Source organism: Sphingomonas arenae (assembly GCF_016924655.1).
GTDB classification, from domain to species: domain Bacteria; phylum Pseudomonadota; class Alphaproteobacteria; order Sphingomonadales; family Sphingomonadaceae; genus Sphingomicrobium; species Sphingomicrobium arenae.
In genome coordinates this window covers 442547-462771 of record NZ_JAFFJU010000002.1, presented here as the reverse complement: position 1 = coordinate 462771, position 20225 = coordinate 442547, and the positions used below count along the sequence as shown (strand labels likewise).

General features: G+C 66.1%; 22 protein-coding genes. All 22 read left to right on the top strand.

The window, feature by feature from the left end:
• The first annotated feature begins 14 nt into the window (after positions 1-14).
• The 22 genes from JT720_RS08365 (at position 15) to JT720_RS08260 (ending at position 20188) form a co-directional block, all read left to right on the top strand.
• Positions 15-1145 carry a L,D-transpeptidase family protein gene (locus JT720_RS08365; RefSeq protein ID WP_336511973.1) on the top strand — a complete coding sequence of 377 codons (1131 nt, stop codon included), beginning with the start codon at positions 15-17 and terminating at the stop codon, positions 1143-1145.
• Between the two features lie 10 nt (positions 1146-1155).
• Positions 1156-1818, top strand: coding sequence for a M23 family metallopeptidase (locus tag JT720_RS08360; RefSeq protein WP_205480749.1), 663 nt, complete (start codon positions 1156-1158; stop codon positions 1816-1818).
• 78 nt (positions 1819-1896) lie between these two features.
• Positions 1897-2460, top strand: a complete 564-nt coding sequence (gene efp / locus JT720_RS08355) for an elongation factor P (protein ID WP_205480747.1) — start codon at positions 1897-1899, stop codon at positions 2458-2460.
• A gap of 79 nt (positions 2461-2539) precedes the next feature.
• A complete protein-coding gene (locus tag JT720_RS08350; protein WP_205480745.1) occupies positions 2540-3352 on the top strand; it encodes an inositol monophosphatase family protein in 813 nt (270 codons plus the stop codon).
• A 92-nt stretch (positions 3353-3444) separates the two neighbouring features.
• Positions 3445-3822, top strand: a complete 378-nt coding sequence (gene ndhC, locus JT720_RS08345; RefSeq protein WP_205480743.1) for an NADH-quinone oxidoreductase subunit A — start codon at positions 3445-3447, stop codon at positions 3820-3822.
• Positions 3813-4394 carry a NuoB/complex I 20 kDa subunit family protein gene (locus tag JT720_RS08340; RefSeq protein WP_205480741.1) on the top strand — a complete coding sequence of 194 codons (582 nt, stop codon included), beginning with the start codon at positions 3813-3815 and terminating at the stop codon, positions 4392-4394. Before ndhC ends, JT720_RS08340 begins: the two co-directional genes overlap by 10 nt.
• Before the next feature lie 117 nt (positions 4395-4511).
• Positions 4512-5408: an NADH-quinone oxidoreductase subunit C gene (locus tag JT720_RS08335; protein WP_205480739.1), complete on the top strand. Its 897-nt coding sequence runs from the start codon at positions 4512-4514 to the stop codon at positions 5406-5408.
• A gap of 83 nt (positions 5409-5491) precedes the next feature.
• Entirely contained in the window at positions 5492-6685 is a 1194-nt protein-coding gene (locus JT720_RS08330) for an NADH-quinone oxidoreductase subunit D (protein ID WP_205481380.1), read from the top strand.
• Positions 6685-7374 carry a complex I 24 kDa subunit family protein gene (locus JT720_RS08325; RefSeq protein ID WP_205480738.1) on the top strand — a complete coding sequence of 230 codons (690 nt, stop codon included), beginning with the start codon at positions 6685-6687 and terminating at the stop codon, positions 7372-7374. The genes JT720_RS08330 and JT720_RS08325 overlap by 1 nt, the downstream gene beginning before the upstream one ends.
• Positions 7371-7511 carry a hypothetical protein gene (locus JT720_RS08320; RefSeq protein ID WP_205480736.1) on the top strand — a complete coding sequence of 47 codons (141 nt, stop codon included), beginning with the start codon at positions 7371-7373 and terminating at the stop codon, positions 7509-7511. The genes JT720_RS08325 and JT720_RS08320 overlap by 4 nt, the downstream gene beginning before the upstream one ends.
• Entirely contained in the window at positions 7511-8818 is a 1308-nt protein-coding gene (nuoF, locus tag JT720_RS08315; RefSeq protein WP_205480734.1) for an NADH-quinone oxidoreductase subunit NuoF, read from the top strand. The genes JT720_RS08320 and nuoF overlap by 1 nt, the downstream gene beginning before the upstream one ends.
• Positions 8815-9039: a hypothetical protein gene (locus tag JT720_RS08310; RefSeq protein ID WP_205480733.1), complete on the top strand. Its 225-nt coding sequence runs from the start codon at positions 8815-8817 to the stop codon at positions 9037-9039. Before nuoF ends, JT720_RS08310 begins: the two co-directional genes overlap by 4 nt.
• Positions 9032-11044 (top strand): NADH-quinone oxidoreductase subunit NuoG, encoded by a 2013-nt coding sequence (gene nuoG / locus JT720_RS08305; RefSeq protein ID WP_205480732.1) that lies wholly within the window; start codon positions 9032-9034, stop codon positions 11042-11044. Before JT720_RS08310 ends, nuoG begins: the two co-directional genes overlap by 8 nt.
• The gene (gene nuoH / locus JT720_RS08300; protein ID WP_205480731.1) at positions 11041-12093 is read left to right on the top strand and encodes an NADH-quinone oxidoreductase subunit NuoH; all 1053 of its coding nucleotides are present in this window, start codon (positions 11041-11043) and stop codon (positions 12091-12093) included. The genes nuoG and nuoH overlap by 4 nt, the downstream gene beginning before the upstream one ends.
• The gene (gene nuoI, locus JT720_RS08295; RefSeq protein ID WP_205480730.1) at positions 12090-12575 is read left to right on the top strand and encodes an NADH-quinone oxidoreductase subunit NuoI; all 486 of its coding nucleotides are present in this window, start codon (positions 12090-12092) and stop codon (positions 12573-12575) included. The genes nuoH and nuoI overlap by 4 nt, the downstream gene beginning before the upstream one ends.
• 15 nt (positions 12576-12590) lie before the next feature.
• Entirely contained in the window at positions 12591-13202 is a 612-nt protein-coding gene (locus tag JT720_RS08290; protein WP_205480729.1) for an NADH-quinone oxidoreductase subunit J, read from the top strand.
• Entirely contained in the window at positions 13199-13504 is a 306-nt protein-coding gene (nuoK, locus tag JT720_RS08285; RefSeq protein ID WP_205480728.1) for an NADH-quinone oxidoreductase subunit NuoK, read from the top strand. The genes JT720_RS08290 and nuoK overlap by 4 nt, the downstream gene beginning before the upstream one ends.
• A gap of 3 nt (positions 13505-13507) precedes the next feature.
• Complete coding sequence (gene nuoL / locus JT720_RS08280; RefSeq protein ID WP_205480727.1) at positions 13508-15550, top strand: NADH-quinone oxidoreductase subunit L; 2043 nt, start codon at positions 13508-13510, stop codon at positions 15548-15550.
• A 115-nt stretch (positions 15551-15665) separates the two neighbouring features.
• Positions 15666-17219 carry an NADH-quinone oxidoreductase subunit M gene (locus tag JT720_RS08275; RefSeq protein ID WP_205480725.1) on the top strand — a complete coding sequence of 518 codons (1554 nt, stop codon included), beginning with the start codon at positions 15666-15668 and terminating at the stop codon, positions 17217-17219.
• On the top strand, positions 17219-18649 hold the full coding sequence (gene nuoN, locus JT720_RS08270) for an NADH-quinone oxidoreductase subunit NuoN (RefSeq protein WP_205480723.1): 1431 nt from the start codon (positions 17219-17221) through the stop codon (positions 18647-18649). Before JT720_RS08275 ends, nuoN begins: the two co-directional genes overlap by 1 nt.
• Positions 18646-19341: a biotin--[acetyl-CoA-carboxylase] ligase gene (locus JT720_RS08265; RefSeq protein WP_336512001.1), complete on the top strand. Its 696-nt coding sequence runs from the start codon at positions 18646-18648 to the stop codon at positions 19339-19341. Before nuoN ends, JT720_RS08265 begins: the two co-directional genes overlap by 4 nt.
• Before the next feature lie 61 nt (positions 19342-19402).
• On the top strand, positions 19403-20188 hold the full coding sequence (locus tag JT720_RS08260) for a type III pantothenate kinase (protein WP_205480721.1): 786 nt from the start codon (positions 19403-19405) through the stop codon (positions 20186-20188).
• Positions 20189-20225 lie beyond the last annotated feature (37 nt).

Here is a 20225-nt window from a genome sequence, read left to right as displayed (position 1 = left end):
CAATGGAGAGTTGCGTGACGAAGAAGATGATGTCGCTGGCGGTCGGAACCGCGCTGGTTACCACAGCAGCGGTGGCCATGGCGCAGGCACCGGCTCAGCCCCAACCTGCCCAGCAGCAGCAGCAACAGCAGCAGCGCTGGGTTCCGCCTGGAACGCCAGGCTCCGAGATCAACGGCGAGATCTTCCATGCGCAGGTGCTGCTGGACGTCGCCGGGTTCCCGACGGGAGTGATCGACGGCAAGAAGGGCATGGTGTTCCAGCAGGCGCTGCGCGGCTTCCAGCAGGCGCGCGGGCTGAAGGTCACGGGCCAGCTCGACGGACCCACCCGGGCAGCTCTGCTGCAGGACAAGCGCCCCTCCACGCGGATGCTCCAGCTGACGGAGCAGGACGTGGGCGGGCCGTTCGTCTACCCATTTCCCGAAGATGCGGAGCAGCAGGCCAAGCTCAACGGCCTCCACTACCGCAACATGCTCGAGAAGCTTGCCGAACGGTTCCACACGACCCCGCGGACGATCGTGGCCCTGAACGGCCCCGACAAGCTGATCGGGCGCGGGCAGGCCCTCCGCCTGCCGAACGTGCTCCCGGCGTCGCGGGACTATGGGGACACGGCCGATGACAAGCAGGCGCAGCTGCTCAACCTGTTCAACGTGAACGCGCAGCAGCCGCAGGGAACGTTCGTCGTGGTGGACAAGAGCGAAGGCGTCCTCAAGGTCTATGAGGGCGAGGTGCCCGAAGGCCGCGAGAGCACGAACGCCGATGCTGGCCCGGCCCCGCGCCTGCCGGACACTGCCGGCAAGCTCGTCGCCCAGTTCCCGGTGACCATGGGGTCCGAGCAATACCCGCTGCCGATCGGCCGCTGGAAAGCGACCACTTACGCGTTCCTGCCGCCGTTTCATTATCAGCCCGACATTCTCATCAACAAGAGCAAGGACGAGAAGGAGCAGATGCTTCCGCCCGGGCCGAACGGCCCGGTCGGCGTCGCCTGGCTCGACCTCACCAAGGAGCATTACGGGATTCACGGCACCGACGAGCCGAGCACCATCGGCCGGGCGGAGTCGAGCGGCTGCATTCGGCTGGCCAACTGGGATGTGATCCGACTGTCCCGCATGCTGAAGCCGGGCTTCACGGCCATATTCCAGGCCTAGAGGGGGCGGGTTGGCCAGTCGTCTCAGCATCGCCGGCAACCTGGTCGTCCTGGGAGTGGTCGCGGGGGGCGGGTGGCTTGTCTGGAGCAACGCCACCCGATCCGCCGACAAGCCATCCTCGGCCGAAGCCGTGCTGGCGGATGCCGCAGAGGAGGTCGGATATGACCGCGCCGCCAGAGCCCCGCGAGCCGGTCAGCTCCGGCCCGCACAGGTGACCGTGGGTCCGACCGGGTTGGCCGTGCCGGTTGACGGCGTTCGTCCCACCGAACTGGTGGACACCTACACCCAGTCCCGCGCGGGTGGCGCGCGCGTGCACAACGCGATCGACATCATGGCTCCCCGAGGCCGGCCGGTCGTGGCTGCCGCCCCCGGCACCGTCGAGAAGCTCTACTACTCGAACGGGGGCGGAGGCATTACGGTCTACGTCCGCTCCCCCGACCAGCGCTGGCAATATTATTACGCGCACCTCGATGCTTACGCCCCAGGGCTGAAGGAAGGCCAGCAGGTTACCCGGGGCACCCCGCTCGGAACGGTCGGCATCTCGGGCAACGCGAATCCGTCGGGCCCGCACCTCCACTTCGCCATCAACCGGATGGAGCCGGGATGGCGCTGGCACCAGGGCGAGCCAATCAACCCCTACCCGCTGCTTGCCGGTCGCACCGCTTCGCGCTAGGGGCGGCCATCGTTTCGGACGCGTCCAGGCGCGCCCGGCGTGGCTCTTTTCACAGTTCAAGCGGAAGCAGGCGATCCCATGAAGATCAGCGGCGTGGACATCCGTCCCGGCAACATCATCGAGTACGAAGGCGGCATCTGGCGCGCGGTGAAGATCCAGCACACCCAGCCGGGCAAGGGCGGCGCCTACATGCAGGTGGAACTCAAGAACCTGCGCGACGGCCGCAAGAACAACGTCCGCTTCCGCTCCGCCGAGACGGTTGAGCGCGTCCGCCTCGACACCAAGGACTTCCAGTTCCTGTTCGCCGAGGGCGACAACCTGGTGTTCATGGACAAGGAGACCTACGACCAGGTCAGCCTGCCACGCGACCTGCTCGGTGACGCCGCGGCGTTCCTCCAGGACGGCATGGACGTCGTGATGGAACTCTACGAGGACGAGGCGATCAGCGTCCAGCTGCCCGACCAGATCGAAGCCACGATCGTGGAGGCGGATGCGGTCGTGAAAGGCCAGACGGCCTCGTCGTCCTACAAGCCCGCGATCCTCGACAATGGCGTTCGCGTCATGGTCCCCCCGCACATTTCGTCGGGAACGCGGATCGTGGTCGACGTTTACAACCAGGAATATGTCCGGCGGGCGGACTAAATCCTACCGCGCTCACGCTGAGCCTGTCGAAGCGTGGGTGCACCCTTCGACAAGCTCAGGGTGAGCGCGAGAGGAAGCCTTGGTAAGTCATTCAGGATTGATCACCGTCATGACGCGCGCGGCTCGCAAGGCCGCACCGCGTCTGCGCCGCGACTTCGGCGAGGTGGAGCAGCTGCAGGTCAGCAAGAAGGGCCCGGGCGACTTCGTCAGCATGGCCGACAAGCGCGCCGAGCAGTCGATCGTGGAGGAGCTTCGGAACGCGCGTGCGGACTGGGGCATGCTGCTGGAAGAGCGCGGCGAGGTCGAGGGCGATCCCAGCAAGCCCCGCTGGATCGTCGATCCGCTCGACGGGACCACCAACTTCCTCCACGGCATTCCGCACTTTGCCATCTCCATCGCCGTCGAGGATCGCAAGCCGAACGGGCAGGCGGAGATCACGCACGGCCTCGTCTATCAGCCGCTGACCGACGAGAGCTTCTGGGCAGAGAAGGGGCGGGGCAGCTGGTTGCATGACCGCCGCCTGCGAGTGTCCGCGCGGCGCTATCTCGACGAAGCGGTGATCGGAACCGGCATTCCGCACCTTGGCCGGTCGGATGCACCCCGTTGGACCAAGATTTACAACGCGATCGCACCCGAGGTCGCGGGCATCCGGCGCTTCGGCTCCGCCGCTCTGGATTTCGCCTGGGTGGCCGCGGGGCGAATGGATGGTTTCTGGGAAGACGATCTCGACCCGTGGGACAGCGCAGCCGGGCTGCTGCTGGTCAAGGAAGCGGGCGGGTTCGTCAGCGATTATCGTGGCCAGGACCGGATGGTGGAGCGGCGCGAGTATCTGGCGGCGAACGGGGATTTGCACAGCCGCCTGCACAAGCTGCTCGCCGGGGCCCTGCGATAGGCAAAAACGGGAACAAGCCGCCTTTCGACCCTGTTGTTTCTGCGGCGGCGCTGCTCTAGAGCGCCGCCAAGCCTTTATCCCGGGAGTCTCCCTTGGCCGCCGTAGCTGCCAATTACCTGCCCATTCTGCTGTTCCTGGCAGTCGCGCTGGGCCTGTCGGTCGCCTTCGTCGTCCTGCCGATGATCGCGTCCAAGTTCACCGGTGCGGACCGCCCGTATCCGGAGAAGCTGACCGAATATGAGTGCGGCTTCCCAGCCTTCGAGGACAGCCGTTCGCAGTTCGACGTGCGCTTCTATCTGGTCGCGATCCTGTTCATCGTCTTCGATCTCGAGGCGGCGTTCCTGTTCCCATGGGCCGTGACGCTCGACACGACCGGTTGGGTCGGCTGGGGCGCCATGATGATCTTCCTTGCCGAGCTGGCACTGGGTCTGGCCTATGCCTGGAAGAAGGGAGCGCTCGAATGGGAGTGATGCTCGATCCGGCGGCCAATCCTCACCCGACGGAAGAGGAACTGGCCCGCGCGGCCGGCCTCGTCCCTGGCTCGCCCCAGCACCAGCAGCTTGAGCAGATGCAGAAGGACCTGAACGAGAAGGGTTTTCTCGTCACGTCCACCGAGGACCTGTTCAACTGGGCGCGCACCGGCTCGCTGTGGTGGATGACCTTCGGCCTTGCCTGCTGCGCCGTGGAGATGATCCACGTGAACATGCCGCGCTATGACCTCGAGCGGTTCGGCGTCGCCCCGCGTGCCTCCCCGCGTCAGTCCGACGTCATGATCGTCGCCGGCACCCTGTGCAACAAGATGGCTCCGGCACTGCGCCGCGTCTACGACCAGATGGCCGAGCCGCGCTACGTCATCTCCATGGGGTCGTGCGCCAACGGTGGCGGCTACTACCATTACAGCTACTCCGTCGTTCGCGGCTGCGACCGGATCGTCCCGGTCGACATCTACGTGCCGGGCTGTCCGCCGACGGCGGAGGCGCTGCTCTATGGAATCCTCCAGCTCCAGCGGAAGATCCGCCGCGAAGGGACGATCGAGCGGTGATGTTCAGGACGCTTCTTGCGCTCACCCTGAGCCTGTCGGATCGAAGAGACCGTAAGGGCAAGGGTGTTGAGCCACGCTTTGACAAGCTCAGCGTGAGCGCGTCGGGGGTTTGCTGACATGACCCAGAAACTCGCCCCCCACGTGCCCCAGACCGCGTCCGACGACGGCGTGATCGAGGCTGTCCAGGCGGCGCTCGGCGCGCTGATCCTCGACGTGAAGGATCACGTCGGCGAGATCACCGTCACCGTCCGCCGCGACGGAGTGGAGGAGGCTTGCCGCCTGCTCCGCGACACTCCCGGGCTCGAGTACCAGTCGCTGATGGAGATCGCTGGCGTCGACTACCCGAGCCGGCCTGAGCGGTTCGAGGTCAACTACCACCTGCTCTCGCTGACGCGGAACCGCCGCATCCGGGTGAAGGTCATGACCGACGAGGTTACGCCCGTGCCGACGGTCACCACCCTGTGGCCGGTCGCAGGCTGGCTCGAACGCGAGGTCTTCGATCTCTACGGCGTCGGCTTCGCTGGCAACCCGGACCTGCGGCGCATCCTCACCGACTACGGGTTCGAGGGGCATCCGCTGCGCAAGGACTTCCCGATGACGGGGCATGTCGAGATGCGCTACTCGGAAGCCGAAAAGCGCGTCGTCTACGAACCAGTCCAACTGGCCCAGGATTTCCGCGCGTTCGACTTCCTCACCCCGTGGAACGGGCCGGAGTATCGGCTGCCCGGAGACGAGAAAGCCGAGCCTCAGGCCGCAGGCGCGCCTTCCCCGGCGCCGGCTACCGGGCAGGCGCCCCGCGTGGAAGCCAAGGCCTCAACCGAAAAGCGCGATCCCAAGCCGTACACGACCGACCATGACGAAGGCGCCCGCAAGGGCGCTGGTCAGGCGCAGGCCGAGGCGCGCAAGCCCAATGAGGCCAAGGAAGCGCAACTCGGCGGCGTGAAGACCGACGTTCCCGAGCCGCTGCCCGGCAACAACAAGCCTGCCTCTCAGGGCGGCCCGGAATCCCAGTGATGACCACCACGACCCAAGCCGCCACCGAGATCACTCGCGAGGGCAAGCAGACTCGCCGCGTCGAGGTCAGCGTCCTGCCCGAGATGGGCGACCAGAACCTCGGCGACGAGGCGATCCGCAACTACACGATCAACTTCGGTCCGCAGCACCCGGCGGCCCACGGCGTGCTGCGCCTGATCATGGAGCTGGACGGCGAAACGGTCGAGCGCGTCGACCCGCACGTGGGCCTGCTCCACCGCGGCACCGAGAAGCTGATCGAGTACAAGACCTACGCGCAGGCGATCCCTTACTTCGATCGGCTCGATTACTGCTCGCCCATGTGCATGGAGCACAGCTTCGTGCTCGCGATCGAGAAGCTGATGGGCCTCGAGATCCCCATCCGTGCGCAATACATCCGCACGATGATGGCGGAGCTCACCCGCATCAAGAACCACATGCTGAACCTCGGCAGCCACGTCATGGACGTGGGCGCAATGACACCCAACCTGTGGCTGTTCGAGATTCGCGAAGACCTGATGCAGCTCTACGAGCGCGTGTCCGGCGCGCGGATGCACGCCAACTACTTCCGCGTCGGCGGCGTCCACCAGGACATCCCTCCGAGCGTTCTCGCCGACATCGGCGACTTCCTCGACAACCGGCTGCAGCTGTTCGAGGACGCGATCAGCCTGGTGGCCGACAACCGCATCTTCAAGCAGCGCAACGTCGACATCGGCGTGGTCAGCCGCGAAGACGCGATCGCCTGGGGCTTTTCCGGCCCGATGATCCGCGCGACCGGCCTGCCGTGGGACATCCGCAAGGCGCAGCCCTACGAGGTCTACGACCGCATTGACTTCGACATCCCCGTTGGCACCAACAGCGACTGCTACGACCGTTTCATGGTCCGCGTGGAGGAGGTCCGCCAGAGCTGGCGCATCGCCCGGCAGTGCCTGCAGCAGATGCCCCAAGGCCCGATCGGAACCCTCGATCGCAAGGTTTTCCCGCCGGCCCGCGCGGAGATGAAGCAGTCGATGGAAGCGCTGATCCACCACTTCAAGCTCTACACCGAAGGCTTCCACGTGCCCGCCGGCGAGGTCTATGTCGCGACCGAAAGCCCCAAGGGCGAGTTCGGCGTCTATCTGGTCAGCGACGGCACCAACAAGCCGTACCGCTGCAAGATCCGCCCGACGGCCTTCAGCCACCTGCAGGCGATGGACTTCATGATGAAGGGCCACATGCTGGCCGACGCGACTGCCGTGCTCGGTGCGATGGACATCGTGTTCGGGGAGTGTGACCGCTAATGGCCGAGCGTCATTTCGCCCCGGACGTCCCCGAGCTGCGTGAGCGCTGGGGTGGATTCACCTGGGACAAGAAGCATGCGGCCCGCGCGGCGGAGATCCTCGCGCGTTACCCGGAGGGCCGCAAGGCCTCTGCCGTCATGCCGCTGCTCGATCTCGCCCAGCGGCAGGTCGGGGAGGAGACGGGCACCCAAGGGTGGCTGCCGATCCCGGTGATCGAGTTCGTCGCCGCCGAGTGTCAAATGGCGCCGATGCGGGCGATGGAGGTCGCCAGCTTCTACACCATGTACAACCTCGTGCCGGTCGGCCGTCACCACATCCAGCTGTGCGGCACTACGCCGTGCATGCTGCGCGGGTCGGACGACGTGCTCGCGGCGTGCGAGAAGCGCGGCATCAAGAAGGGCTACACGACGCCCGACGGGCTGTTCACGCTGACCGAGGTCGAGTGCCTTGGCGCCTGCGCCAATGCGCCGATGGTCCAGATCAACGACGACAATTACGAGGACCTCACCGAGGAGAGTATGGGCGCGATCCTCGACGCGCTGGCTCGCGGGGAGAAGCCGAAGCCGGGCCCGCAGATCGACCGGCAGACCAGCTGCCCGGAGGGCGGACCGACCACGCTCAAGAAGATGGCCGAGCGCAACTACGACTATCGTCCGCAATGGAATGCGGCGGCGGGCGAAAACGCATGAGCGACGTCGTCCTGATCATCATCGCCGTCGTCGCCGCCTTCCTCGCGTTCCGCTTCATCGCCGGACTCGTGAAATTCGGCGTGATCGCGCTGATCGTGCTGGCGGTCATCTATTTCCTCAGCCAGGGTGGGATCTGATGGGCAGCGTGACGCCCCTCGCGGACAAGGACCGCATCTTCACCAATCTCTACGGCTTCCAGTCGCCCGACCTGAAGGCGGCGCAGGCCCGTGGCGATTGGGACAATACCGCCGCCTTAATGGCGCGCGGGCAGGACACGATCATTGACGAGGTGAAGGCCTCGGGCCTCCGCGGTCGTGGGGGCGCGGGCTTCCCGACCGGCATGAAGTGGAGCTTCATGCCCAAGGAGCCCAAGCCTGGTAAGCCCAACTTCCTCGTCATCAACGCCGACGAATCCGAGCCCGGCAGCTGCAAGGACCGCGAAATCCTGCGCCACGACCCGCACAAGCTGGTCGAAGGCGCGCTGATCGCCGGCTTCGCCATGCGCGCCCGCGCGGCCTACATCTACGTCCGCGGCGAGTTCATCGTCGAGGCGGCGGCGCTGGAGAAAGCGGTCAAGGAGGCTTACACTGCCGGCCTGCTCGGCAAGAATGCGGCCAAGTCGGGCTACGACTTCGACGTTTTCGTTCACCGCGGCGCCGGTGCCTACATCTGCGGCGAAGAAACCGCGATGCTGGAGAGCCTGGAAGGCAAGCAGGGCCGACCGCGCCTGAAGCCGCCGTTCCCCGCCGGCGCTGGCCTCTATGGCTGCCCGACGACCGTCAACAACGTGGAATCGATCGCGGTCGTACCGACGATCCTCCGTCGCGGCGCCGCCTGGTTCGCCGGCTTCGGCAATCCCAAGAACGAAGGCACCAAGCTCTTCCAGATCAGCGGCCACGTGAACAAGCCGTGTGTGGTCGAGGAGAGCATGTCGATCCCGTTCCGCGAGCTGATCGACCGGCACTGCGGCGGCATCCGTGGTGGCTGGGACAACCTGCTGGCGGTGATCCCGGGCGGATCGTCGGTACCGCTGGTCCCCGCGGCCGAGATCATGGACGCGCCGATGGATTTCGACGGGCTGAAGGCGCTCGGCTCCGGCCTCGGAACGGCGGCGGTCATCGTCATGGACAAGTCCACCGACATCGTCCGCGCGATCGCTCGCCTGAGCTATTTCTACAAGCATGAAAGCTGCGGCCAGTGCACGCCATGCCGCGAGGGCACCGGCTGGATGTGGCGGATCATGGAACGCCTCCGCGAAGGCGACGCTGCGCCCGAGATGATCGATCGCCTGTACGACGTCACCAAGCAGGTAGAGGGCCACACCATCTGCGCGCTGGGCGACGCCGCGGCCTGGCCGATCCAGGGCCTCATCCGCCACTTCCGCCCCGAACTCGAGCGCCGCATCGCCGAGCGCAGCGGCGGCATGCTGGAGGCGGCCGAGTGACACGTCTTGTCAGCCTCCTGCTTCAAGTCGCACTGGTCCTGTCGGTACTGAACGCGATCCTTTTCGCGGTTCGTATTGCTATTCAGCAGGGCCTTGGGGTCGGTACCTGGTACTGGGCTGGAGCCATTGCAGTGTTCACTGCACCTGCCGCGCTGGCCCTTGCTTTATTGCTTTTTGATCGCGTCTATGGGGCGGGCGCGTTGAGGTCTCACGATGCCTAAAGTCACTGTCGACGGACAGGAAATCGAGGTCCCCGCGGGCGCGACCGTGCTGCAGGCGTGCGAGCTTGCCGGCAAGGAGATCCCGCGCTTCTGCTACCACGAGCGGCTGAGCATCGCCGGCAACTGCCGCATGTGCCTGGTCGAGGTGGCCCCCGGGCCGCCGAAGCCGCAGGCGAGCTGCGCGCTACCGGCTGCCGACGGCCAGACCATCCGCACCGACACGCCGATGGTGAAGAAGGCGCGCGAAGGGGTGATGGAGTTCCTGCTCATCAATCACCCGCTCGACTGCCCGATCTGCGACCAGGGCGGCGAGTGCGACCTGCAGGACCAGGCCATGGCCTATGGCCGTAGCTACTCGCGCTTCGACGAGAACAAGCGCTCGGTCGACGACAAGTACATGGGTCCGGTCATCAAGACGGCCATGACCCGCTGTATCCAGTGCACGCGCTGCGTCCGCTTCGCCGACGAGGTGGCGGGTACGCCGGAGCTCGGCCTGCTGTACCGCGGCGAGGACCTGCAGATCACCGCCTACCTGGAACGCGCGCTAACCAGCGAGCTGTCCGGCAACCTCGCCGATCTCTGTCCCGTCGGTGCGCTGCTGCAACGGCCCCAGATTTTCGAGATGCGCCCGTGGGAGCTGCGCAAGGTGCCGTCGATCGACGTCATGGACGCGGTCGGAACCAATATCCGCCTCGACCTGCGCGGACCGCAGGTGATGCGCATCCTGCCGCGCATCAACGAGGACGTGAACGAGGAATGGTGCTCCGACAAGACGCGCCACCACGCCGACGCGCTGGTGCGGGGCCGGCTCGACCGGCCATGGGTGCGGGTGAACGGCAAGCTGCAGGAGTCGACCTGGGGCGAGGCGCTGGACGTGTTCGCGGACAAGCTGCGCGCTGCTGGCTCCAAGGTGGCGGCAGTCGCGGGCGACCTGCTCGACGCCGAAACCATGTTCGTGGCGAAGAAGCTGCTTGAGACCCGCGGCTCGGCGATGCTCGAAGGCCGGCAGACCGGGCTTAATTACGACGTGTCGTCGCTCAGCGCCGTCGCGTTCAACTCGACTATCGCCGGCATCGAGGAGGCGGACGCCATCCTGCTCGTCGGCAGCAACCCGCGCTGGGAAGCGCCGCTGATCAATACCCGCATTCGCAAGGCGGCTCGCCGTCACGGCGCGAAGGTGTTCAGCATCGGCCCGCTGGTCGACCTCGCTTACCCGGTCACCAACATCGGCGACGACCTTTCGCTGCTCGGCAACCTGCCGGCGAACGTGGCCGAGGCTTTCGCCGCGGCGGAGCGCCCGGCGATCATCGTCGGTCCGGGTGCCCTTGGAGCGGGCGCGCTCGGCGCGGCACTAGCAGCCGCCGCCAGCCTGAACGTCGTCCGCGAGGGTTGGAACGGTTTCAACGTCATCCACACGGCGGCGTCGCGCATGGCCGGCCTGCTGCTCGGCTACGCCCAGAAGGGCGGCATCGCCGACCTGGAGGCCGCGGGCCCCGAAGTCGTGCTCCTGCTCGGTGCGGACGAGGTGGCGGCGGAGCGCTTCCCGGGCGCGTTCAAGGTCTACATCGGCCACCATGGCGATGCTGGCGCGCGGCAGGCCGACCTCGTGCTTCCGGGCGCGGCCTACAGCGAGAAGCACGGCACCTACGTCAACCTGGAAGGACGGGTGCAGCGGGGCGAGAAGGCCAGCTTCCCGCCCGGCGACGGGCGCGAGGACTGGACGATCTTCCGCGCCGTGTCCGACCTGCTGGGCACGCCCCTGCCGTTCGACCGCTTCGACCAGCTGCGCGCCGCGATGGTCGCGGAAGTGCCGGCGCTCGGCATCGACGGCCTCATCGACCTGCCCTGGGCGCCGCCGTCGCTCCCCGCTGATGCGAGCGGCCCGGTGACGCTGCCGATCAAGGACTTCTACCTGACCAACGCCATCACCCGCGCCAGCCCGACCATGCAGCGCTGCTCGGCCGAGCTGCTCCATGGCGAGACGATCGCGGAGGCCGCGGAATGACCGCTCTCTTCCAATCCTGGGGCGCGAGCTACGAGTGGGCCTGGTTCTGGTCCATGCTCATCGGCATCCTCGTGATCGCCCTGCCGCTGATGCTGGCGGTGGCGATGATCATCTACGCCGAGCGCAAGATCTGGGCCGCCATCGCGCTGCGCCGCGGTCCCAACGTGGTCGGCCCCTTCGGCCTGCTGCAGAGCTTCGCCGACGGCCTTAAAGTCTTCCTCAAGGAGACCATCATCCCGACCAGCGCGAACAAGGGCTTGTTCCTGGTCGCGCCGATCATCAGCTTCACGGTCGCGCTGATCGTCTGGGCAGTGGTTCCGTTCGACGTCGGCGTGGTGCTCGCCGACATCAACGTCGGCCTGCTCTACATCCTCGCGGCAAGCTCGCTCGGTGTGTACGGCGTGATCATCGCCGGCTGGGCGTCCAACTCGAAGTATCCCTTCTTCTCGGCCCTCCGCGCGGCTGCGCAGATGGTGAGCTATGAGGTCTCCATCGGCTTCGTCCTGATCTGCGTCGTGCTCTATGCGGGCACGTTCAACATGACGCAGATCGTCATGGCGCAGCAGGGGCATATCTTCGGCATCCTCAACGGCTTCGGCTTCAATCCTTTGCTGTTCCCGATGGCGGTGGTGTTCCTGATCTCGTCCATGGCCGAGACCTTCCGCACGCCGTTCGACCTGACCGAGGCGGAGAGCGAACTCGTGGCCGGATTCCAGACGGAATACAGCTCGATGAGCTTCGCGCTCTTCTGGCTCGGCGAGTACGGCAACGTCATCCTGATGTGCGCGCTGAACGCCATCCTGTTCTGGGGCGGGTTCCTCCCGCCGATCGACTGGGCGCCGCTTTATGCCATCCCCGGCATCATCTGGCTGTTCGTCAAGATGCTGCTGTTCTTCTTCATTTTCGGCTGGGTCCGCGCGACCGTGCCGAGGTACCGCTACGACCAGCTGATGCGGCTGGGCTGGAAGATCTTTCTGCCGCTCAGCCTGGTGTTCGTGTTCGTGATCTCGGGCTGGCTGATGCTGACCCGCTATGGAGCCGTGGCATGAGCCCCGCGCAGTTCATCAAGTCGTTCACCTTGTGGGAGCTCGTGAAGGGTCACGCCCTCACGTTGAAGTATTTCTTCAAGCCCAAGGCGACGATCAACTACCCCTACGAGAAGACGCCCATGTCGCCGCGCTTTCGGGGGGAGCATGCGCTGCGTCGCTATCCCAACGGCGAAGAGCGCTGCATCGCCTGCAAGCTGTGCGAGGCAGTGTGTCCGGCGCTGGCGATTACAATCGAGGCCGAACCGCGCGAGGACGGCAGCCGCCGCACCACGCGCTATGACATCGACATGGTAAAGTGCATCTACTGCGGCCTGTGCCAGGAGGCCTGCCCGGTGGACGCCATCGTGGAGACGCCGAACCTGGAGTTTTCCACGGAAACCCGGGAAGAGTTGCTCTACGACAAGGCCAAGCTGCTGGCCAATGGTGATCGGTGGGAGGCGGCCATCGCGGCGAACCTTGCCGCTGACGCGCCCTACCGTTAAGCGGCCCGCCAACCCATGATCGCACTCCTCGCCTTCTACCTGTTCGCGACGCTCACCATCGCTTCCGCGGTGCTCGTAGTGTTCGCTCGCAACCCGGTGCACAGTGTCCTGTGGCTGATCGTCGCCTTCTTCAACGCGGCCGGCCTGATGCTCCTGACGGGTGCCGAGTTCATCGCCATGCTGCTGGTGATCGTCTACGTCGGCGCGGTCGCGGTGCTGTTCCTGTTCGTGGTCATGATGCTCGACATCGACTTCGCGCAGCTCCGCTCCGGCGTCACCCGCAACCTGCCCTTCGGCCTGTTGATCGCCTTGGTGCTGCTGGCGGAGATCGTGATCGCCGTCAGTGCGTACCGGGCGGGCCCCGTGTTCGAGCGGGGCGCCGCTGCGCCGGCCGCGAACGCCGTGCCGAACATCGAGGCGCTCGGCCATGAGCTTTACAGCCGGTACCTTCTGCCGTTCGAACTCGCCGGGTTGATCCTGCTGGTCGCGATGATCGGCGCCATCGTGCTGACCCACCGGAGCCGTGGCGATGGCCGGCGTCAGAACGCCAGCCGTCAGATCGCTCGCCGTCCGGAGGATGCCGTGAAGATTGCCAAGCCGCAGGTCGGGCAGGGAGTGGAGCTGTGATCGGTCTCGTCCATTACCTGACCGTCGCCGCCATCCTGTTCGTGATCGGCGTGCTCGGCATCTTCCTCAACCGCCGCAACGTCATCCTGATGCTCATGGCAATTGAGCTTCTGCTGCTCGCCGTGAACATCAACTTCGTCGCGTTCAGCGCCTTTCTGGGCGACATGAAGGGCCAGATCTTTTCCATGTTCGTGCTGACGGTCGCGGCAGCGGAGGCGGCGATCGGGCTGGCCATTCTCGTCATCTTCTTCCGCCGGCGGGGCACCATTGCCGTCGACGCGGCCGACCGGATGCGCGGCTAAACCATGCAGAGCATCACCCTCATCGTCTTCCTGCCGCTGCTGGCCGCGATCGTTGCGGGCCTCGGCAACCGAGCTATCGGCAACACCGCCGCCAAGCTGATTACCACCGGCGCGCTGTTCATCAGCTGCGCGCTCAGCTGGCCCATCTTCATCGCGTTCCTGAATGGCAGCGCCGAAGCGACGGTCGTCCCGGTCCTCCATTGGATCAACTCGGGCGACCTGCAGGTCGACTGGGCGCTGCGCGTCGACGCGCTGACGGCCGTGATGCTGGTGGTCGTGACCACTGTCTCCAGTCTCGTGCACCTGTACAGCTGGGGCTACATGGCCGAGGACCCGAGCCAGCCGCGGTTCTTCGCCTACCTGTCGCTGTTCACCTTCGCCATGCTGATGCTGGTAACGGCCGACAGCCTCATCCAGATGTTCTTCGGCTGGGAAGGGGTGGGCCTCGCCTCCTACCTGCTGATCGGCTTCTGGTACCACAAGCCGTCCGCGAACGCGGCCGCGATCAAGGCGTTCGTGGTGAACCGCGTCGGCGACTTCGGCTTCAGCCTCGGCATCTTCGGCACGTTCCTGGTGTTCGGCACCGTGTCGATTCCAGCGATCCTCGCGGCCTCGCCTAGCATGGCCGGCTCCACCATCGGCTTTGCCGGAATGCGGGTCGACACGATGACCCTGCTGTGCCTGCTGCTGTTCATCGGCGCGATGGGCAAGTCGGCGCAGTTGGGCCTGCACACCTGGCTCCCGGACGCGATGGAGGGCCCGACGCCCGTGTCGGCGCTGATCCACGCTGCGACGATGGTGACTGCCGGCGTCTTCATGGTCTGCCGGCTGTCGCCCATGTTCGAGCAGTCGGAGACGGCACTCAGCGTCGTGACCTACGTCGGCCTCGCGACCGCGCTGTTCGCGGCGACGGTGGGCGTCGTCCAGAACGACATCAAGCGCGTGATCGCCTACTCCACCTGTTCGCAGCTGGGTTACATGTTCTTCGCGGCCGGCGTCGGCGCGTACGGCGCGGCCATGTTCCACCTGTTCACGCACGCCTTCTTCAAGGCACTGCTGTTCCTGGGGGCGGGCTCCGTCATCCACGCCATGCACCACGAACAGGACATGCGTTACTACGGCGCCCTCCGAAAGGAGATCCCGCTGACCTTCTGGGCCATGATCATGGGCACACTGGCCATCACCGGCGTCGGCGTGCTCGGCGTCTTCGGTTTCGCCGGCTTCTATTCCAAGGACGCGATCCTGGAGAGCGCGTTTGCCTCCGGCTCGGTCCCTGGAACCATCGCCTTCACCGTGGGCGCGTTCGCCGCGTTGCTGACGAGCTTCTACAGCTGGCGGCTCATTTTCCTGACCTTTTTCGGCAAGGCTCGCTGGGCCGGGTCCGAGCACATCCAGCATGCCGTTCACGGTGACCACCACGACCATCCCGACGAGGAGCATGGGGACAGCAGCCACGCGGTCGCCACGCCGCAGGTCGGGACCGCCGGCTACCATCCGCACGAGAGCCCGTGGACCATGCTCGTGCCCTTGGCGCTGCTGTCGGTTGGCGCGGTGTTCGCCGGCATGGCCTTCCACCATGCCTTCATCGACGCGGAGGGGGGCGCCCACTTCTGGGGCGGTAGCCTGTTCTTCGACACGCACCTGATGCACGCCATCCACGAGGTTCCGCTGTGGGTGAAGCTCACCCCGGCAGCCGTGATGATCGTCGGCTTCCTGATCGCGTGGAACAACTACATCCGCGATCCGTCAGCCCTGTCGCGCATCGTGGCGGCGACCGGCTCCCTGCACACGTTCCTGATGAAGAAGTGGTACTTCGACGAGATCTACGACGTGATCTTCGTTCGCCCCGCCTTGGCCATCGGCCGCTTCTTCTGGCACCGCGGTGACGAGCAGACGATCGACCGCTTCGGCCCGCACGGCGCCGCCTATGCCGTCGGCGTCGGGAACCGGATCACCGCGCGGTTGCAGTCGGGCTACCTCAATTCTTATGCATTGATCATGCTGCTTGGCCTCGTCGCCGCGGCGACCTGGGCGATGACACGCTGATGAAGATGTTGAAACCGATCTCCAGCGCTCACCCTGAGCTTGTCGAAGGGTGTTCCGCTCAGGCCGGAGCGCTCGCGCTTCGACAGGCTCAGCGTGAGCGCAAGAGGAGGTCCGCGTGACGGATTTCCCCATCCTCTCGGTCATGATCGCGGTGCCGCTGCTCGCGGCGCTGGGTTGCCTCTTCCTGCGGGCCGAGGGCGCGCGTTGGCTGGCCCTCATCGCGACCTTCGTCGATCTGGCCCTCGGCCTCATGCTCTGGGCCAATTTCGAGAATGGCGGGGCGCAGTGGCAGTTCGTCGAGAACCTGCCGCTGGGAGGCACCTACCTGAACTGGCAGCTCGGCATCGACGGCATCGCCTTGATGCTGATCCTTCTGTCCGTCTTCCTCATGCCCATCTGCATCGGCGCCAGCTGGCGCTCGATCGAGAAGCGCGTGCCGGAATACATGTCGGCCTTCCTGCTGATGGAAGCGCTGATGCTGGGCGTGTTCGCCGCCCAGGACCTGCTGCTCTTCTACATCTTCTTCGAGGGCGGCCTGATCCCGATGTACCTGATCATCGGCATTTGGGGCGGCGCCGAGCGGATCAAGGCGAGCTACAAGTTCTTCCTCTACACGCTGTTCGGCTCGGTGCTGATGCTCATCGCCATGCTGGTGATGATCAACCAGGCTGGGACCGGCTACATTCCCACGTTGATCGCGTATGACTTCGCGCCTTCGCTCCAGACGTGGCTCTGGTTGGCCTTCTTCGCCAGCTTCGCGGTCAAGATGCCGATGTGGCCCGTCCACACCTGGCTTCCGGACGCCCACGTGCAGGCGCCAACCGCAGGGTCGGTGATCCTTGCCGGCGTTCTGCTCAAGATGGGCGGCTACGGCTTCGTCCGCTTCTCGCTGCCGATGTTCCCGGACGCCTCGGCGCAGTTCGTGCCCCTGGTCTTCATCCTGAGCTCGGTGGCGATCGTCTACACCAGCCTGGTGGCGCTCGTTCAGCGGGACATGAAGAAGCTTATCGCCTATTCGTCGGTCGCCCACATGGCTTTCGTCACCTTCGGCCTGTTCGCCTTCAACCGGCAGGGGATCGAGGGCGCGCTGATCGTGATGCTCAGCCACGGCCTGGTCTCCGGCGCGCTCTTCCTGTGCGTCGGCGTCATCTACGACCGCATGCATACGCGGGAGATCGAGAAATACGGCGGGCTGGCTAACAACATGCCCGGCTATGCGGTCCTGTTCCTGCTGTTCACCATGGCAGCCGTCGGCCTTCCTGGCACCAGCGGCTTCGTCGGTGAGTTCCTGGCGATGATGGGAACCTACAAGGTGTCCACCTGGGGCGCGATCTTCGCGACCACCGGCATCATCCTGGGCGCGGCCTACATGCTCTACCTGTACTGGCGGATCGCCTACGGCGCGGCACGCACCGCCGAGGCGAGCGCGATGAGGGATCTCAGCGTTCGCGAGTGGGGCCTCCTGGCGCCGATCGCCGCCGCCGTTTTGTGGATGGGCGTCTATCCCGAGCCGTTCCTAGCCCCCATGCGCGCCGATGTCGGCCGTCTGCTCGAGCGGACGGAGCGGGTCACCCCGGCTGGGGACTCCCGCCCGACTGCCGGCAACCCGGCCGCCGCAGCTCCCGCCCATGGCGCCGCCGCCCACGGCGCTGAAGAGGCCGCGCACTGATGTCCTATATCGCCCCCATCCTGCCCGAGATCATCGTCGGTCTGGGCGCCATCATCCTGATGATGGTTGCCGCCTTCGTGCGTCGTGCGTCGCTCATCACCCATTGGGCGGCCATCGGCATCCTGATTGCCGCCTGCTTCGCGCTGATCGGCGCGCCGCAGGAGGCCGGACGCGTTTTCGGCGGCATGTTCGCGGCGGACGGCTTTGCGGCGTTCGGCAAGGTCATCATCTACCTGTCGGCCGCGGTCGCCATCGTCGCGGCCCACGGCTGGTTCGACCAGGATTTCGAGCATGGCGCCGAATATCCGGTGCTGATCCTGCTGAGCAGCGTCGGCGCTTCTGTGATGGTCAGCGCCACCGACCTGATGATGCTCTATGTCGGGCTCGAGCTGCAGTCGCTCAGCGCCTATGTCCTGGCCTCCTACCGCCGCAGCGATGAGCGGTCCGCCGAGGCCGGCCTTAAATATTTCGTGCTCGGCGCCCTCGCGTCCGGCATCCTGCTCTACGGCATCAGCCTGCTCTACGGCTTCACCGGCACCACCTACTTCGACGGTATCGCCGCGGCCTTCCGCACCGACGCGGGCTCGATCGGTCTGACCTTCGGCCTGGTGTTCACGCTGGCCGGCATCGCCTTCAAGATCGCGGCCGTTCCGTTCCACATGTGGACGCCGGACGTTTACGAAGGTGCTCCCACGCCGGTCACGGCCTTCTTCGCCTCGGGTCCCAAGATCGCGGCGCTGCTGCTCGGCACGCGGGTCTGCCTTGAGGCAATGGGACCGGCGACCGATGCGTGGCGGCAGATCGTGATCTTCGCGGCGCTTGCCTCCATCTTCCTGGGCGCGGTTGCCGCTTACGGTCAGACGAACATCAAGCGGCTGCTGGCCTATTCCTCGATCAACAACGTCGGCTTCGTGATGATCGGCATCGCGGCCGGTGGCGAGGGCGGTGGGACCTCCGTCTTGTTCTACAGCGCCGTCTACGTCGTGATGACGCTGGGTGCATTCCTCTGCGTCCTGCGGATGCGCGACGTGGATGGTCGCCCGGTCGAGAGCCTGGAGAGCCTTTCCGGCCTGTCTCAGACCCGCCCGGGCCTCGCGGCCGCGCTTGCCATCTTCATGTTCAGCCTGGCCGGTATCCCACCGCTGTTCGGCTTCTGGCCCAAGCTGATGGTGTTCACCGCCGCGGTCGACGCCGGTCTGATCGCGCTGGCCGTGGCCGGCATCATCGGTACGGTCGTCGGCGCTTACTACTACATCAAGATCGTCAAGATCATGTACTTCGACGCGCCCGTGGGCGAGCCGTATGCGCGGGTCCGGGCACCCGTCGAAACGGCACTGATCGCGCTCGCGGCCATCCTGGTCAGCCCGCTCGGCTACCTGCTGATCGGACCGCTCGGACGGCTGAGCGCCAACGCGGCGAGCGTCTTCTGAGCAAGCTGAGGTTCGTCGAGCGGACCGGCTCCACGAACAGCGACCTGCTGGCGAGCGCCGAGGCTGTCGAGGGCGGCTGGCTGGTCGCTCGACACCAGGACGATGGACGCGGGCGGCAGGGCCGGACCTGGCTGAGCCCCGAGGGCAACTTCCACGGCAGCACGGTGGTCGACCTCCGCCCGACGGACCCGCCGGCCGCCAGTCTCGCATCGGCCGCAGGTCTCGCGCTCATCCGCGCGGTCGAGGCCGCTGCCCCGGCGACCGGCCTGATGCTCAAGTGGCCGAACGATGTCCTGCTCGGACCCGGCAAGCTCGGCGGAATTCTCCTGGAACGGTCGGGCGATCGGGTCGTCGCCGGTTTCGGCGTGAACCTCGCGTCTGCCCCCTCGCTGCCGGACCGCCCCACGGCTGCTTTGTCTTCCGTCGCTCTCGTCAGCCCGGAAGCGTTCGCGCCGTTGCTGGCGGCCGCCTTCGACCGAGAGCTGGAGCGTTGGCGTTCGGATCTAGCCAGTCTCGTAGGACTGTGGCTGGAAAGCGCGCATCCCGTCGGCACACCGCTCCGCGTTCACGCGAGCGCGGAGGAGACGGTCACGGGCACCTTTGCCGGGCTCGAACCGGACGGAGCCCTGCGCCTGCGACTGGACAGCGGTGAGCTGCGGGTCATCCGCGCCGCCGACGTGACGCTCGGCTAGTCGCACGCGAACCGCAACCGGCAGGCTGGCGGTCGCGCCGGCTTGCGGCTAGGCAGCCACGATGCTGCTCGCGATCGATGCCGGGAACACCAATCTTGTCTTCGCGCTGGTGGACGAGGAGCACAGGATCCGCACGCGCTGGCGCATCGCTACCGACCCGCGGCGTACGGCGGACGAATATGCCGTCTGGCTCCACCAGTTGCTCGAGCTGGAAGGCTATGGCCGCCCCGACGTCACCGGCGTGATCATCGGCACGGTCGTGCCGCGTGCCCTTCATAACCTGGAGGTGCTGGCCACCAAGTATTTCGGGCATCAGCCACTCGTCGCCGGACAGGGCGCGGCGGAGTGGCCGATCGCGCTGGACGTGGACGAGCCGCACAACGTCGGCGCGGATCGCGCGCTCAACGCCATCGCGGCCCATGCAAAGTACCCGGGCGAGCTCGTCGTGATCGATTTCGGCACGGCGACCACCTTCGATGTCGTCGCGTCCGACGGAGCCTACCGCGGCGGGATCATCGCGCCGGGCATCAACCTCAGCCTGGATGCCCTGGTCGCCGCGGCCGCCAAACTGCCGCGCATCGCCATCGAGGCGCCCGACGACCCGCATGTGATTGGCCGCACGACCCAGTCGCAGATGCTGTCCGGCATCTACTGGGGCTATGTCGCCATGATCGAAGGTCTCGTCGCCCGGCTGAAGACCGAGGTGGCGCTCCCGGTCACCGTGATCGCCACCGGCGGGCTCGCCACGTTATTCGACGCCAACACGGACGTGTTCGACGCCATCGAGCCCGATCTCACCATTCAGGGCCTGTCGCTTCTGTATCGACGGAGCGTTCCGGCCGCTTGAACGTCATCGCCAAGGCGAACTGCGCCAGGGAAAGTAA

What these genes read in the sequence shown, in the direction of transcription:
- efp (WP_205480747.1), top strand. Translation starts at nt 1,897, where the DNA reads ATGAAGATCAGCGGCGTGGACATCCGTCCCGGCAACATCATCGAGTAC.
- JT720_RS08340 (WP_205480741.1), top strand. Translation starts at nt 3,813, where the DNA reads ATGGGAGTGATGCTCGATCCGGCGGCCAATCCTCACCCGACGGAAGAG.
- JT720_RS08335 (WP_205480739.1), top strand. Translation starts at nt 4,512, where the DNA reads ATGACCCAGAAACTCGCCCCCCACGTGCCCCAGACCGCGTCCGACGAC.
- JT720_RS08330 (WP_205481380.1), top strand. Translation starts at nt 5,492, where the DNA reads ATGGGCGACCAGAACCTCGGCGACGAGGCGATCCGCAACTACACGATC.
- JT720_RS08325 (WP_205480738.1), top strand. Translation starts at nt 6,685, where the DNA reads ATGGCCGAGCGTCATTTCGCCCCGGACGTCCCCGAGCTGCGTGAGCGC.
- JT720_RS08320 (WP_205480736.1), top strand. Translation starts at nt 7,371, where the DNA reads ATGAGCGACGTCGTCCTGATCATCATCGCCGTCGTCGCCGCCTTCCTC.
- nuoF (WP_205480734.1), top strand. Translation starts at nt 7,511, where the DNA reads ATGGGCAGCGTGACGCCCCTCGCGGACAAGGACCGCATCTTCACCAAT.
- nuoG (WP_205480732.1), top strand. Translation starts at nt 9,032, where the DNA reads ATGCCTAAAGTCACTGTCGACGGACAGGAAATCGAGGTCCCCGCGGGC.
- nuoH (WP_205480731.1), top strand. Translation starts at nt 11,041, where the DNA reads ATGACCGCTCTCTTCCAATCCTGGGGCGCGAGCTACGAGTGGGCCTGG.
- nuoI (WP_205480730.1), top strand. Translation starts at nt 12,090, where the DNA reads ATGAGCCCCGCGCAGTTCATCAAGTCGTTCACCTTGTGGGAGCTCGTG.
- JT720_RS08290 (WP_205480729.1), top strand. Translation starts at nt 12,591, where the DNA reads ATGATCGCACTCCTCGCCTTCTACCTGTTCGCGACGCTCACCATCGCT.
- nuoL (WP_205480727.1), top strand. Translation starts at nt 13,508, where the DNA reads ATGCAGAGCATCACCCTCATCGTCTTCCTGCCGCTGCTGGCCGCGATC.
- nuoN (WP_205480723.1), top strand. Translation starts at nt 17,219, where the DNA reads ATGTCCTATATCGCCCCCATCCTGCCCGAGATCATCGTCGGTCTGGGC.
- JT720_RS08260 (WP_205480721.1), top strand. Translation starts at nt 19,403, where the DNA reads ATGCTGCTCGCGATCGATGCCGGGAACACCAATCTTGTCTTCGCGCTG.